This window comes from Phocicoccus schoeneichii (assembly GCF_014635565.1).
Classification (GTDB): Bacteria; Bacillota; Bacilli; order Staphylococcales; family Salinicoccaceae; genus Phocicoccus; species Phocicoccus schoeneichii.
The window spans coordinates 754,707-769,280 of the sequence record NZ_BMDB01000001.1; the positions used below are offsets into that span (position 1 = coordinate 754,707).

Genomic DNA, 14,574 nt, shown 5'->3' on the forward strand with positions numbered 1-14,574 from the left:
CATATCTTTGTCTAATCGTTCACGATCTTCATTTAGCTCTTGTTTATCTAATTTTCTTTTTTCATCTTCAAATTTTGTCATTATGCACCCTCCTTATTTAATTCTGATCCTTGGATCTACGATACTTAAAATAATGTCAGATAATAACGCACCAACGATTGCTAAGAATCCATACATTAGGATAAGTACGTTCGCTACTGAGAAATCACGCGTAGAGATTGATTCTAAGAATAATCGACCCATACCCGGATACGCATAGATTTGCTCGATAAAGATAGACCCACCAAGTAATCCAGTAATTTCATAACCGAAGAATGCTGCAATTGGAATGATTGAGTTTCTGAAAATGTGCTTCGTATATACTTTACTTTCTGATACACCTTTAGCACGAGCTAATGTAACATAATCTTTTTGTTTCGTTTCGATAATTCCACTACGTAAGTACTGAACTGTACCAACGAGACCAATCAGTGCGATTGAGAAGGCTGGTAAGACTAAGTGATACATCTTACTAATCACGTATTCAAATGTGCCTGGTGTAACTTTTGCATCTACTGAACCTGAAGTTGGGAACCAACCTAAGTTGTAACCAAATACAAGTAACATAAGTAAACCGAACATGAAAGTTGGTGTTGCGAAACCAAGATAAGTATAACCTGTAATTACTGAGTCTAAGAATGTGTCGTTGTATCTACCAGATACTAAACCTAGTGGTAAACCGATAAGGTAGATAAGTACAGCTGAGAATAACGATAACCAAACCGTATTCATTAAACGGTCTCCGATAACGTCAAGAACCGGTTGTTTTTTGAAGTAAGAGTTTCCAAAGTCACCTTGTAACATATTTATAACCCAGTCTTTGTACTGAATGTACCATGGGTTATTTAGTCCTAACATTTCACGTTGTCTCTCTATGGCTTCGGCCGGGATGTTAGGATCAATTACTCCACTTAGTGCATCCCCTGGCATGAGTGACGCTAAGAAGAAGATGAGCAAACTCAAGATGATTAATTGTGGAAGTGATACTAATAATCTTCGTATTGTAAATTTAAGCATTTACTTGTTCTCCTCCTTTTGGCGGTAATGCAACCTTATGGTTTTCACTGATACTCACTAATGGGAACGGCTTGCCGTTTTCATCTAAATATTCGTGGAAGTGATTTTCATATTCAATTCTCACTTCTTCGCGTCTCTGTAAGTTTCTTTCGATGTTATCCACGTTTGTATCTGGAATAGCTGCAATTAAGCGCTTCGTGTAGATATGTTGAGGATTGTTGAAAATTTCTTCTGCTGGACCTTCTTCAACAAGTCGTCCGTGATACATGATTCCAATCCATTCACACATGTGTCTTACTACCCCAAGGTCATGGGCAATGAACAACATTGTAAGGCCCATTTCTTGTTGAATTTCTTGCATGAAGTTTAACACTTGTGCTTGTACTGATACGTCTAGCGCTGATACAGGTTCATCAGCGATAATTAGTTCAGGATTCAGTGCAATTGCACGCGCAACTCCAATACGTTGTCTCTGACCACCCGAGAATTCGTGTGGATATTTGTATAATGAACCTGGTGGAAGACCTACTTTATTCAGTAAACCAAGTACTTCTTCAATCAAGTCATCTTTTGATTTTCTATGATAGTTTTTGATTGGCTCTGCAACGATATCGAATACGCGTTTACGCGGGTTTAAAGATGAATATGGATCCTGGAAAATCATTTGAATTTCAGAACTTACGTCTACTTTTTTACCCGAGTTCATTTTTTCACCTTTGTAAAAAATCTCTCCATCAGTTACATGGTTAAGACCAATAACAGCTTTCCCAGTCGTTGTTTTACCTGAACCAGATTCACCAACAAGACCATATGTCTTACCTTTAGGGATTCTGATTGATACACCATCGACTGCACGAACGTAATCTTTTGTGGTATTGAAAAACCCACCTTTAATTGGATAGTGAACTTTTAAGTCTTTCACTTCTAATAAATATTCGCTCACTACACATTACCTCCTTGCTCAAGCTCATCAAATTGTTCTTGCTCTACTTGTTTAGTAATCTCATCAGATGATTCTAAGTAGAAGTTTTTATAGCATGTACATCTTACAAAATGCCCTTCAGATACTTCACGTAATTGTGGGTTATGTTCATGCTCATCTGCACTAATCCAAGGAATTCTTGGTGCAAAACGACAACCCTCTCTGTCCATCTTGTTTAAGGCAGGAACTACACCTTGAATAACGTGTAACTTACCACCGAGCATGTCCTCACTTGGAAGCGAGTTTAATAGACTTCTTGTATATGGATGCAATGGGTTTTTAAATAGTTCTCTTACTGGAGCAAGTTCAACAATTTGACCTGCATACATTACGGCTACTCTATCTGCCATCTCTGCTACTACACCGAGATCGTGTGTAATCATTAATACCCCAGATCCTAAATCATCTTTTAACTCACGAATCAGATCTAGGATTTGCGCTTGAATTGTAACGTCTAGTGCTGTTGTTGGTTCATCTGCAATGAGAAGCTTTGGACTGTTTGCAATCGCAATCGCAATTACCACACGCTGTCTCATACCGCCTGAAAGTTCGTGTGGATATGAATCACCAACACGTTCAGCATTTGGGATTCCTACTCTATCTAAGAGTTCAATCGCATATGCTTCACGTTCACTTTTCTTTTTAGTTTCATGAATATCTAATGTTTCAACAATTTGTGCTTTAATTCGCATTAGAGGGTTTAACGCTGTCATCGGGTCTTGGAAAATCATCGAGAAATCTCCACCACGAACTTTATTCATTTCACTCTCTTTGGCTTCAAGTATATTTTTTCCATCGAAAGTAACTTCGCCTTCAACACGTGCCTTCTTATGTAGTTTCATTAATGAAAATGCTGTAACACTTTTACCTGAACCAGATTCTCCTACAAGTGCGAGTACTTCATTGTGACCGATATCAAACGTCACATCTTCCACAGCAGGATAATATTCGCCATCGATTTTAAACGATGTAGTCAATCCTTTTACTTGCAATAATTTGTCTGACATACTTATCACCTATACTTTCTAACGATTATGTAACTGTCCAATGTAATTATTGTAATGCTCGATAAAATTTAAAGCAATACGATAATTCAAAAAAATTTCTGTTTTCAGAATAGTAAACGCTTTAGTACTATAATAATATATTCTGTAAATATACTAAAGACGACCTGAAAACGCTAACATCTATTATAGCCTATGTACTATACAATTTGTCTAGTTTAATGTAAAATAATTTATAAGAAATGAAATTTTTTTAGGAGTGTGCATTGTGAGATACATCGCGACGTTCTTTTGGGCATTCTTGCTCACGCAAATGGTGAACTTTATCCTAAACAGCTTAAACGGTGGCGGACAGCTATATGTCGGCATCGGTGTGTTATTAGCTGTTCTCATCTCATTGACTGTGTTTATCTTGGACATCATGTTAAAACCAGATAAAAACTACCGTGAAGTTATAGAAGATGAGCAGTAATTTGGTAGACTCTAATTAATAAGTTAGAGTCTTTTTTTTATTCTTTTTTAATTTAGGAGTGAGATTATGAAAAAATATGTAATGTCAATTGATCAGGGAACAACATCGACTAGAGCTGTCCTCGTAAATAAGCATGGTGAAATTGAACATGCAGCACAGATGGAATTTACACAATACTTTCCGAAAGCTGGGTACGTTGAACAAAATGCGAATGAAATTTGGAGCTCTGTTCTCTCAGTGATTGCCCAAGTATTAAACGATAATAATATTGAGAGTAGCCAAATTTCTGCCATAGGTATTACAAACCAACGAGAGACAACTGTGGTGTGGGATAAACACACGGGACTTCCTATATATAATGCAATCGTTTGGCAATCTAGACAAACCGCAAAAATTTGTGATGAATTAAAAAAAGATGGGCATACAGAAACGTTTTTAAATAAGACAGGCCTTGTTTTAGATCCTTATTTTTCAGGTACAAAAATTCGTTACATCTTAGATCACGTAGAAGGTGCTGATGAGCGTGCGAAGAATGGTGACCTATTATTTGGAACTATAGATACTTGGCTGATTTGGAAATTTACTCATGGAGATACTCACGTGACAGACGTAACTAACGCGAGTCGCACACTCATCTATAATATATATGAACAAAAATGGGATGATGAATTACTTGAAATTCTCGATATCCCTAAAGAAATGCTTCCTAAAGTAAAGAGTTCAAGTGAAATTTATGCGTTTACTGAACCCGATCATTTCTTCGGATCAAAAGTGCCCATTTCAGGTGTTGCCGGTGACCAACAGGCGGCACTCTTTGGGCAAACGTGTTTTAATCCTGGAGAAGCAAAAAATACGTACGGTACTGGTTGCTTCTTACTATTAAATACTGGAGAAGAAGCGAAGCGCAGTAACAATGGCCTCGTCACAACAATTGCCTATCAAATTAAAGATGAACCAGTAAAATACGCTCTAGAAGGTTCTATTTTTGTTGGAGGCAGTGCGGTTCAATGGTTGCGTGACGGGCTTCACTTCTTTAATAATGCGAGTGAGAGTGAAATGTTCGCAACTGAAGTCGATACAACGGACGGTGTCATCGTCGTGCCAGCGTTCACAGGCCTTGGTGCGCCGTACTGGAAACCAGATGTTCGTGGTGCGATGTTCGGGCTCTCTCGCGGGACAACCGATAAACATATTAGTCGCGCAACGTTAGAAGCACTCGCCTATCAAACAAAAGATGTATTAGATGCGATGGAAAAAGACGCTAACCTTTCCATTAATACACTAAAAGTGGATGGTGGCGCTACGGCCAATGATTATTTGATGCAATTCCAGTCAGATATACTAAATACAGACGTCGAACGTCCAGAAGTTTTAGAATCCACAGCACTTGGTGCAGCATATCTCGCAGGACTCGCGACAGGATTCTTTGAGTCAAAAGAAGCGTTATGCAAAATGAAACATATCGATGAGACATTCTCTCCAGAAATGTCAGAAGAAAAACGTACAAGAAAATACGGCAGATGGCAACGCGCAATAGAAGCCGTCATTCATTATCACGAATTATAAAAGATAAAAAAATGCCTGTAGCTTGAGAAATTACTCAATCTACAGGCATCTTTTTATAGGACTTCGAATTTAAGTTCATCGTCAACTAAATCAACGTTTACTTTAAGTCCTTCTTCTAAATCCATTTCAATCATTTTACGCGCAAGAGGCGTTTCAATTTGTCTTTGAATGAATCGTTTTAATGGTCGTGCACCGAATTGTGGTTCGTACGCTTCATCCGCAATCCATTTTTTAACTCTATCTGTAACTTTGATACTCATGTGTTGATCATTTAATCTATCATTTAATTCTTTGATAAGTTTATCAACAATACCAGTCATATTTTCTTTAGATAAAGGACTGAACATCACGATGTCATCCATTCGGTTGATGATTTCTGGTTTAAAGTAATTGTGTACTTCGTTCATTACAACTTCGCGTGTTTTATCTGTAATTTCTCCACCTTGAACAACGGTATCAAGTAGATAATGTGAGCCGATATTTGAAGTCATAATTAAAATCGTATTTTTGAAGTCGACTGTACGTCCTTTAGAGTCAGTCAATCTACCGTCATCCATCACTTGAAGTAAGATATTAAACACATCTGTATGTGCTTTTTCAACTTCGTCTAACAGAATGACTGAATATGGGTGACGACGTACAGCTTCAGTAAGCTGGCCACCTTCTTCAAATCCAACATATCCTGGAGGTGCACCTATTAAACGAGACACAGAATGTTTTTCCATGTACTCACTCATGTCAATTCGAATCATGTTATCTTCTGAATCAAAGAGTGTAGCGGCTAACGCTTTAGCAAGTTCTGTTTTACCAACACCAGTCGGACCTAAGAATAGGAAACTACCGATTGGTCTATTTGGATCTTTGATACCTGCTCTCGCACGAACAACAGCATCTGACACAAGATCTACTGCTTCATCTTGCCCTACTACTCTATTGTGGAGTAGAGATGGTAAGTTCAAGAGTTTGTCTTTCTCAGTCTCAACAAGTTTCGTAACAGGAATTCCTGTCCACTGAGACACGATCATACCGATCTCTTCTTCAGTCACAACTTCACGAATAATACGGTCTTCACCAGCAGTGTCTTTTTGAAGCGCTTCTTCAAGTGTTTTTAACTCAGATTCTAACTTCGGAATAATACCGTGCTGAAGTTCTGCTGCACGTTCTAGTTGATAATTGCTTTCGGCCTCTTCTAGTTCTTGACGCGCTTTATCAATCTCTGCACGTTTAGCACTTACGCCTTCAATTTGTTCACGCTCACGGTCAACACGAGATTGTAGTTTTTTTTGTTCTTCTCTTAAGTCCGCAAGCTCTTTTTGAAGTTCCTCTAATCTATTCTTCGATACAGAGTCATCTTCTTTTAAGAGTGCTTGTTCTTCAATTTCCATCTGCATCACACGTCTGTTAATTTGATCGAGTTCAGTTGGGTTTGATCCCATTTCAGTGCGAATTGTTGCACTTGCTTGGTCAACTAAGTCAATTGCTTTGTCCGGTAAGAAACGGTCTGTGATGTAACGGTCAGATAATTCCGCTGCTGCAACGAGCGCTCTGTCTGTGATACGTACACCATGGTGCACTTCATAACGCTCTTTAAGTCCACGAAGAATTGAAATGGTATCTTCTACATCTGGCTCACTCACCTGAACTTTTTGGAAACGACGTTCTAATGCTGAGTCTTTTTCGATAAACTCACGGTACTCATTAAGTGTTGTCGCACCAATCATGTGCAGTTCGCCACGGGCAAGCATCGGTTTTAGCATGTTACCTGCATCCATTGCACCGTCTGTTTTACCTGCACCAACAAGCATATGCACTTCGTCGATAAAGAGTAAGATACGCCCATCGGCTTCTTCAATTTCTTTTAATACTGCTTTTAATCTTTCTTCAAACTCACCACGATATTTCGCACCAGCAACAAGTGCTGATAAATCGAGTTCAAAAATTGTTTTATCAAGCAATGAATCTGGAACGTCGCGACGTACGATACGTTGCGCGAGTCCTTCCACAATTGCTGTTTTACCAACACCTGGTTCACCGATTAACACAGGGTTATTTTTACGTTTTCTACTTAATATACGAATTGTGTTACGAATTTCTTCGTCACGACCAATGACAGGATCCATGTTCCCTTTTCGAACTTCTTCTACTAAGTCACGACCATATTTTTGTAACACTTCATATTGTACTTCTGGGTTTTGTGTTGTCACATGATTTCCCCCTCTTATTTTTTTAATGATTTCTTTAATAACTTCTGTTTTATTTCCTACAGATTCTTTTAGTCTTTCGTCTATTTCCATTGCTGCTAAGAGAATGTGTTCTTGAGATATATATTGATCGTTCATGTCTTCCATAATGGAAGTGGCTTTACTTACTAGGTTTGAGAAACCTTGAGACATATATTGTCCGTATTGTACATTCTCTCCACTCACTGTATTGTGCATGCTTAGTTTTTTATCATAAGAATCAAGTAATGCATCCACATTGATGTTTGCACGTTGCAGGACATCGCTTGCCATAGAATCTGGCACAGTGAATAATGCTTTCATTACTGCTTCTAGTTCTATTGTTTGTAATTTTAAATCTACTGAAAGTTGTTGCGCACGTTCGATCACGGATTGAACGGCGTAAGTCATTTTGTTAATATCCAAGTCTATCACCTCGAATTAAATTTCGTTTGACCAATTTTGACTATACCTATATTATACACGCTATACAGTATAAAGCAAGACATTCGCACGATAATTTTGACCTTTTTTGACTATTAGTTCAACTTTATTTTTATCGTCAATTAGTTTATAGTTAATATGTTAAACATTAGGAGGCATTTATGGATATTATAGAAATTTTAAAGTACATTTTTCTTGGTTTTCTTCAAGGAATTACAGAGCCTATTCCTGTATCTTCCAGTGGACATTTAGTCATCGCACGTGAACTTCTCGGTATTGAAGCTAAAGGACTTTCATTTGAAATGTTATTAAATACCGCTTCACTCATCGCTATACTCTATATCTATTGGAAAGATATTATTGAAATTGCAAAAAACTTTTTCGGATATCTTGCTGGACAGAGAGATGAAGAAGCAAAAGAAGATTTTAAATATGTCATTTATTTAATAATCGCAACTATTCCAATTGGATTTGCTGGTTTCTTACTTAAAGACGTTGTCGGAGATAACGTGACAGTTGGATTCATTGGAGTTATGTTACTCATTACAGGTGTTGCATTATGGATTATTCAAAATAAAAATGGTGAGAAAAGAGACGGTGAAATCACTGTAAAAGATTCTATTATTGTAGGACTTGCACAATGTATCGCGATCATTCCGGGGATCAGCCGAAGCGGATCAACACTCGTTGCATCAATGGCTGTTGGATTAAAACAAAAAAATGCACTTCGTTTCGTGTTCTTACTATACATTCCAGTTTCAGTAGGTACAGCATTATTATCCGTCAGTGATCTTTTCAACGATCCGGATATGAATACATTATGGTTACCATACTTACTCGCATTCATTGCATCACTAATCATGACATACTTCGGATTCAAGATTCTGAAAGGACTCATGGAAAACAGCAAACTGAACTACTTTAGTTACTACTGTTTCGCACTCGGAACATTCTCAATTCTTTACCAAATCTTTTGGGCGTAAGAAATACCCTCATGTTGAACTCACATCAGCATGAGGGTTTTTATCTTTTAAAACCAAAAAACGTGCCTCCGTAAGGAGACACGCATTAAAATAAAGTTTCTTCTATTATATAGATGCTTCTTTTGGTATAAATATTACTCGCGCTGCTTTGTACAGTAATACCATAACAATCACACAGATGACTAGGTTAATGATTCCTGTTGATCCGTTGACGATTGCTGAATATAGCCAAGCTGGCTGTCCTTCAGGTGCATACATTCCGAAGAACACCATTCCAGATAGGAAATGGAATACCATGTATCTTACAAAAACAGCGAGTGTTGAAAAGATAATGATGTTTGTAAGTGTTGGATTTTTACTTGCAAATCCCGCTAATCCAAGTGCCATAAATGCTAACGGATAGTCTAGCAACACTTGAACTGGGTGGAAAAACCATGCAGCTGCATCGCCGAGTGCCATCTGTAATAACGCCCAGATGAGTCCACCGAGAACTCCAGCACCAACGCCTCGTCGAATTGCTAAAATTAAAATCGGTACCATTGAGAAACTAAAGCTATACGGTCCAATTCTAAAACTAGAATCAATAAAATCAAGCCCCATTGAAAGCGCGGCTAAAATCGCAATTTCCATCATTACTATTAGTCGTTGTCTTGACGCGGTCATCTAAATAACTCCTTTTCAGTTACTTATGAACCACAAGACTCTACCATATTCCTTCGCGAGCATTATCTCAATCAGGTTCTAGGGTTGTGAAATTTCCACTCTCAGCTTTACGCACCCCTTATGGTTCATAGCATAATCATTGTACCGAACTTTAGACAAAAAGAAAACCGCTCTTTAAAAAAAGAACGGTTTTACTCGATTAGCTTACGCCTAAAGCGATTTTTGCATAACGACTCATCATATCTTTGTCCCATGGCGGACTCCAAACGATTTGTACGTTTGTATCTTTAACTTCTGGTAATTCTCCTAATGCTTCTTCAACTGAGCTAACGATTTGAGGTCCCATTGGACATCCCATTGAAGTTAGTGTCATCTCTACACCTGCGTTACCATCTTCATCTAAATGTACACCGTACACAAGGCCTAGATTTACGATATCTATTCCAAGCTCAGGGTCAATCACGTTTTCTAGTGCGCCCATCATGCTTTCTTCCATTGCTTTATCCATAATGTCACTCCTATTTTATCTACTGTATATAATATACCAAATTAACGACAACTAATAAATAATAATGCTATTATGTATAAGTAAGGAGTGAGTGTTCATGGAAAAACATCTCATCTGTCTCGACCTTGACGGGACATTATTAAGAGATGACAAAACAATCGGTACATATACAAAAAATGTAATCAACACTTTAAAACAATACGGTCATAAAGTAATGATCACAACAGGTCGCCCATATCGTGCAACGATGCCTTACTATAGAGATTTAAAACTAAACACACCAGTGGTGAATTTTAACGGGGCATTCGTCCATCACCCACTTGACCAAGATTTTAAGATAAAACACGAAACGCTTAGTCAGGAAGTGTTAAACGATATCGTAAAAAACATTGAAAAATTTGGAATTGAAAACATCGTTGCAGAAGTCAAAGATGATCTTTACATTCACTATCACGACGAAGTCATGATGCAAGAGTTTTTCATGGGAGATCCAATGATAAAAACAGGAGATATCAGAGAAACGATGCTCGAAGAAGCGACGACTGTTTTAATCAAAGCAAAGCATGGACAAGTGCGAAAAATTCGCCAAGCAATGGAAGACGTATATGCAGAAACAATCGCACATAGACAATGGGATCCATCTCAGCCTGTTGTAGAAATCATCAAAAAGGGTATATCTAAAGCGACGGGTATTGAGTACGTGCTCGATTACCTCGGCGTGGACCAGAAAAATACAATCGCGTTTGGCGATGAAGACAATGATTTCCAAATGATTGAATACGTGAGTCACGGAGTTGCAGTGAAAAATGCAGTAGACCCATTAAAGGAACGCACAAATGACATTACTGAATTTACGAACAATGAAGACGGCGTCGGCCGATATTTAAATGACTATTTTAACTTAGGGTTAAATTACTACTAGGAGGGTATACATGAAACTAATTGTAGATAGTTGTACAGACATTCCATTTAAAAACATTGAAAAAATGAACGCTTATCCAATCGCATTAAAAGTAAATGTTGATGGGACAGAGTATTTAGACCAGCTTGAAATCTCGAGTAAAGAAGTATCTGAGGCTGTTTCAAAAGGAGTACGTCCACTGACTTCACAAGTGAACCCGGACCGATTCGCTGAAGTATTCCGTGAAGTTCTAAAAGAAGATAATGAGATCATCTATCTTGGGTTCTCAAGCGGTTTATCTGGCACATACCAGAGCTCAGTAATCGCAAGAGACTTGGTCCTAGAAGAATTCCCAGATGCGGATATCACAGTAATCGACTCGCTTTCTGCGAGCTACGGTTACGGACTGCTGGCTGAACGTGTTGCAAAGTACATCAATGATGGACTTTCTAAAGAAGAAGTTCTTAAAAATATTGAACAAGATAAAAACACGATCCGCCACTTATTCACAGTAAATGATTTAGATTACCTTGCTAAAGGTGGCCGATTATCAAAAGGACAAGCATTCCTCGGAAGTTTACTCAACATCAAACCTCTCTTGCACGTAGAAGATGGAAAGCTTGTACCGATTGAAAAATATCGCGGAATGAAGCGCATCTATAAACGCATGACCGAACTCATGAACGAAGAAGGTGCAGAGGTTGAAGCAGTTATCACGCACTCAGATGCAATGGACTTAGCTCTAGACTTAAAGAAACAAATCTTAAAAGACACGAAAGTAAATGACGTAAGAATTTTTGATATCGGACCTACAATTCTATCGCATACAGGTAACGGTACTGTCGCATTGTTCTACTTTAAACGAGGTGAGTAATATGAAAGTAATCGTCGTTGGTGGTGTTGCAGGTGGCATGACAACGGCCTCCCAACTTCGCCGAATCGATAGTAATGCTGAAATTCATGTGTTTGAAAAGGGACCACATATCAGTTTTGCGAACTGCGGTCTACCCTATTATCTTTCAAGAGAAGTGGAGAGTAGATCTAAACTTCTTGAACGTACTCCTCTGGATATGGAGAAGCGTGGAATTCATGTACATGTGGGTCATGAAGTCATTCATGTAGATACAGATAAAAAAACGGTAGACGTGAAAGTGTTAGACACGGGTGTTATAAAATCCGTGAGCTATGACAAACTTGTACTGTCACCGGGCGGTAAGTCAGTAATATTAGACTCTCTCAAAAACGTGCCGCAATCTTTTGTTCTTCAACAATTGCACCAGCTTGATTCAATCGAATCATATATTGAGGCGCACAATGTCAAAGAAGTCGTTGTTGTGGGGACTGGGTTTATTGGCCTCGAAGTGACTGAAAACTTCGTTCGTCGCGGTTTTAAGGTGACAGTAATCCAGCACAACGATAATGTATATAGCCCGCTTGAAACTGACATGAAAGGTTTTATGTATGAGTCGTTTAAAGTACAAGGTGTCGACCTTAAGTTAAATTCTGAGATCGTAAAAGTTGTTGGAGATAAAGCAATACTAAAATCTGGTGAAGAAATCAGCGCGCCACTCATCATTGTGGCTGTTGGTATCAAGCCAAATACTGGTTTTTTAGAGGGGTCTAATGTGTCACTCGAACATGGATATATTCCAGTTAATGAATTTGGTGAAACAAGTGTGAAAGACGTGTATGCCTTAGGTGATGCGATTTTAACCCACTACGCACACGTCCCTGAAAAACCAGTGAGCGTCGCACTCGCTTGGCCAGCACATAGACTCGCATTTGTGATTGCAAAACACATTTCAGGATCTACTGAATTTAAACACGACGGACTTTTAGGTACTTCCATCGTAGAGTTTTTCGGCTACACTATAGCTCAAGTAGGTTTATCCATGAAAGATTTAGATGAAGACACGAAGTACATCGATCACACGCAAGGAAATATTGCAGGATACATGAAAAACGTTGAAAACATTCAGGCACGTGTATATTACGATGACGATGGAAAAATATTACGAGGCGTATTTGTAGGAAAAAAAGGCGTGGATAAGAGACTCAACACACTCGCGGCATTTATGAGAACAGACGGCAACATCAAAAATCTGATCCATATAGAAATTGGATACGCACCACCATATGGTACAACGAAAGACCTGCTCAATATGATTGGTTACAAAGCAATAGAGAAAATGACATATTAAAACTCTCAGCTTTAGCTGAGAGTTTTTTAATTAGTATAACTTCCTAATTTACGTTTTAGTTAATCAGATTTTTAACACTCAACAAAAATGCACCCTACTCACTTGAGTAAGGTGCAACAAATCCAATCATTCAATTACTTGTTTTCGTTTTGATCGTCTTGCAACTAAGAAGATAAAGACAGCAAATCCGCCGAATACTAGGAAACTTGAGATCAGATACCAGTGGTTGAATCCTGCAGGTTCTATAATCGCGTATAATTCTGTTTCTTCTCTATCCGTTACTGCGATGTATTCATCTTCATGTGGACGTACGACATCTCCAATTAACAGTCCACTCATCTCTTTGTCACTTGGTATATAGCGCTCGTCTAAATACACTTTTTGTGTTTCGCTTGTATTGTTGATGTTATAGATAAAGTCCACGTCTGTCGTATTATACTTGACGACATATTGTCCCGCTTCATTCTTGATTGTCTCTACTTCACCGTTAAACATATTTTCATGTTTACTCATTACACCAACGATTTCTTTGATGTAATCCACAACTTCTTTGTCTGTCCAAAGATCCATCTGTGGGTGAATTTCTGGGAAATCCACACCGTTTTGTGCAACTTCTGTTCCGTAATTAAACATAATCGGTCCATTATACCCGTTCAAATAAGCAAACAACTGTTTAATACGCGTTCCTGGGAACATGTTATTCTTAGCGGATTCACTTGTAAATCTTTCACTAAACCAGTGGTCCGCTAGTAAAATGGTATTATCTGTCGGATATTCCATGATGTCTTTATCTACAGAACTAAATCCGTTAGACACCGCAGTTCTCACTTCTTCGTCCGTCACATAATCAAAACCAGTAATATCGCCACCACTCATGTTGATGGCATACACAGGCACTCCATTCGGCAAAAAGTCTTCACGATTCAGACCACTTTGTACAACGTACATACTAATCCCATCCACATCAAAATGCTTCAAGAATTCCGTCACAATGTCAAAATATTTCTTCTGATTTTGTGCATTGTTTAAGTCGATAAAATCACGTTCGATATGTGAATAGTAACTTTCCATCTGTTCTGTTAATTCTGGATTATCCAGACGTTTAAAGTCAGATGTTGCCGTCGTTGGCATATCTACAATAACCTTCATATCTTTCTCATGAATCGCTTCAATCAGTTGATTGAATTCTTCCTTACTACCGTATCGCTTGGCGATTTCTTTATAGGATTTAACAGAATATCCAAGATAATCAGATTCATCCATTTCGAACACTGGACTCAAGTTAATTGTGTCAAATCCTAACTCTTTTATGTAATCTAACTGAGACTCGATTCCTTTAAAATCCCCACCATATGAAAGATATGGATCCGATTCTCCTGGTACACCGATGTCATTAGACTTATCATTATTTAAAAAACGATCGACTGAGATCATATAGATACGGTCATTTTCAGTTTTTGCATAGATTGATTCAATTGTTATTCCACTTATCAGTAGCGTAAATATAAACGCGAGGAGTATTCTTTTCATCCTGCTGCCACCTTTCTCATACATAAATTATATATGAAAAAATAT

General features: G+C 38.2%; 13 protein-coding genes and 1 riboswitch. Of the genes, 6 read left to right on the top strand and 7 right to left on the bottom strand.

The features are described 5' to 3' along the window. Positions 1 to 93 precede the first annotated feature (93 nt). Genes opp4B through IEU51_RS03890 form a run of 3 tightly spaced genes read right to left on the bottom strand, consistent with a single transcriptional unit; the run spans position 94 to position 3,045 of the window. Positions 94 to 1,056 (bottom strand): oligopeptide ABC transporter permease, encoded by a 963-nt coding sequence (gene opp4B / locus IEU51_RS03880; protein WP_186085509.1) that lies wholly within the window; start codon positions 1,054 to 1,056, stop codon positions 94 to 96. Continuing rightward, positions 1,049 to 1,999 (bottom strand): ABC transporter ATP-binding protein, encoded by a 951-nt coding sequence (locus tag IEU51_RS03885; protein WP_186085507.1) that lies wholly within the window; start codon positions 1,997 to 1,999, stop codon positions 1,049 to 1,051. Before IEU51_RS03885 ends, opp4B begins: the two co-directional genes overlap by 8 nt. Further along, positions 1,999 to 3,045, bottom strand: a complete 1,047-nt coding sequence (locus tag IEU51_RS03890) for an ABC transporter ATP-binding protein (protein WP_186085505.1) — start codon at positions 3,043 to 3,045, stop codon at positions 1,999 to 2,001. The genes IEU51_RS03885 and IEU51_RS03890 overlap by 1 nt, the downstream gene beginning before the upstream one ends. Before the next feature lie 265 nt (positions 3,046 to 3,310). Here IEU51_RS03890 and IEU51_RS03895 point away from each other — a divergent pair, with 265 nt between their 5' ends. Both IEU51_RS03895 and glpK read left to right on the top strand, forming a co-directional pair. Continuing rightward, positions 3,311 to 3,514, top strand: coding sequence for a YjzD family protein (locus IEU51_RS03895; protein ID WP_186085502.1), 204 nt, complete (start codon positions 3,311 to 3,313; stop codon positions 3,512 to 3,514). Positions 3,515 to 3,580: 66 nt separating this feature from the next. Continuing rightward, positions 3,581 to 5,080 carry a glycerol kinase GlpK gene (gene glpK / locus IEU51_RS03900; protein WP_186085499.1) on the top strand — a complete coding sequence of 500 codons (1,500 nt, stop codon included), beginning with the start codon at positions 3,581 to 3,583 and terminating at the stop codon, positions 5,078 to 5,080. A gap of 53 nt (positions 5,081 to 5,133) precedes the next feature. Here the strand turns inward: glpK and clpB are convergent, their stop codons facing one another. Continuing rightward, positions 5,134 to 7,725 carry an ATP-dependent chaperone ClpB gene (clpB, locus tag IEU51_RS03905; RefSeq protein WP_229713826.1) on the bottom strand — a complete coding sequence of 864 codons (2,592 nt, stop codon included), beginning with the start codon at positions 7,723 to 7,725 and terminating at the stop codon, positions 5,134 to 5,136. A 179-nt stretch (positions 7,726 to 7,904) separates the two neighbouring features. Between clpB and IEU51_RS03910 the strand changes: the two genes are divergently transcribed. Then, positions 7,905 to 8,726, top strand: coding sequence for an undecaprenyl-diphosphate phosphatase (locus tag IEU51_RS03910; RefSeq protein ID WP_186085496.1), 822 nt, complete (start codon positions 7,905 to 7,907; stop codon positions 8,724 to 8,726). A gap of 105 nt (positions 8,727 to 8,831) precedes the next feature. On the opposite strand, the gene thiT is transcribed toward IEU51_RS03910, so the two are convergent. Then, positions 8,832 to 9,389: an energy-coupled thiamine transporter ThiT gene (gene thiT, locus IEU51_RS03915; RefSeq protein ID WP_186085493.1), complete on the bottom strand. Its 558-nt coding sequence runs from the start codon at positions 9,387 to 9,389 to the stop codon at positions 8,832 to 8,834. Positions 9,390 to 9,420: 31 nt separating this feature from the next. Continuing rightward, positions 9,421 to 9,518, bottom strand: a riboswitch (TPP riboswitch). 70 nt (positions 9,519 to 9,588) lie between these two features. Next, entirely contained in the window at positions 9,589 to 9,897 is a 309-nt protein-coding gene (locus IEU51_RS03920) for a metal-sulfur cluster assembly factor (protein WP_186085490.1), read from the bottom strand. Positions 9,898 to 9,994: 97 nt separating this feature from the next. On the opposite strand from IEU51_RS03920, the gene IEU51_RS03925 reads away from it, so the two are divergent. The 3 genes from IEU51_RS03925 to IEU51_RS03935 are packed head-to-tail and all read left to right on the top strand — an operon-like array spanning position 9,995 to position 12,999. After that, positions 9,995 to 10,819 (top strand): Cof-type HAD-IIB family hydrolase, encoded by an 825-nt coding sequence (locus tag IEU51_RS03925; protein ID WP_186085487.1) that lies wholly within the window; start codon positions 9,995 to 9,997, stop codon positions 10,817 to 10,819. 10 nt (positions 10,820 to 10,829) lie between these two features. After that, entirely contained in the window at positions 10,830 to 11,672 is an 843-nt protein-coding gene (locus IEU51_RS03930; RefSeq protein WP_186085485.1) for a DegV family protein, read from the top strand. Position 11,673: 1 nt separating this feature from the next. Beyond that, complete coding sequence (locus IEU51_RS03935) at positions 11,674 to 12,999, top strand: CoA-disulfide reductase (RefSeq protein ID WP_186085482.1); 1,326 nt, start codon at positions 11,674 to 11,676, stop codon at positions 12,997 to 12,999. A 126-nt stretch (positions 13,000 to 13,125) separates the two neighbouring features. Here the strand turns inward: IEU51_RS03935 and IEU51_RS03940 are convergent, their stop codons facing one another. Next, a complete protein-coding gene (locus IEU51_RS03940; RefSeq protein WP_186085479.1) occupies positions 13,126 to 14,529 on the bottom strand; it encodes an alpha-amylase family glycosyl hydrolase in 1,404 nt (467 codons plus the stop codon). Positions 14,530 to 14,574 lie beyond the last annotated feature (45 nt).

Bases quoted from the DNA above. Each gene is read 5' to 3' on its own strand.
- opp4B (WP_186085509.1), bottom strand. From the start codon at position 1,056: ATGCTTAAATTTACAATACGAAGATTATTAGTATCACTTCCACAATTA.
- IEU51_RS03890 (WP_186085505.1), bottom strand. From the start codon at position 3,045: ATGTCAGACAAATTATTGCAAGTAAAAGGATTGACTACATCGTTTAAA.
- glpK (WP_186085499.1), top strand. From the start codon at position 3,581: ATGAAAAAATATGTAATGTCAATTGATCAGGGAACAACATCGACTAGA.
- IEU51_RS03910 (WP_186085496.1), top strand. From the start codon at position 7,905: ATGGATATTATAGAAATTTTAAAGTACATTTTTCTTGGTTTTCTTCAA.
- thiT (WP_186085493.1), bottom strand. From the start codon at position 9,389: ATGACCGCGTCAAGACAACGACTAATAGTAATGATGGAAATTGCGATT.
- IEU51_RS03920 (WP_186085490.1), bottom strand. From the start codon at position 9,897: ATGGATAAAGCAATGGAAGAAAGCATGATGGGCGCACTAGAAAACGTG.
- IEU51_RS03925 (WP_186085487.1), top strand. From the start codon at position 9,995: ATGGAAAAACATCTCATCTGTCTCGACCTTGACGGGACATTATTAAGA.
- IEU51_RS03930 (WP_186085485.1), top strand. From the start codon at position 10,830: ATGAAACTAATTGTAGATAGTTGTACAGACATTCCATTTAAAAACATT.
- IEU51_RS03935 (WP_186085482.1), top strand. From the start codon at position 11,674: ATGAAAGTAATCGTCGTTGGTGGTGTTGCAGGTGGCATGACAACGGCC.
- IEU51_RS03940 (WP_186085479.1), bottom strand. From the start codon at position 14,529: ATGAAAAGAATACTCCTCGCGTTTATATTTACGCTACTGATAAGTGGA.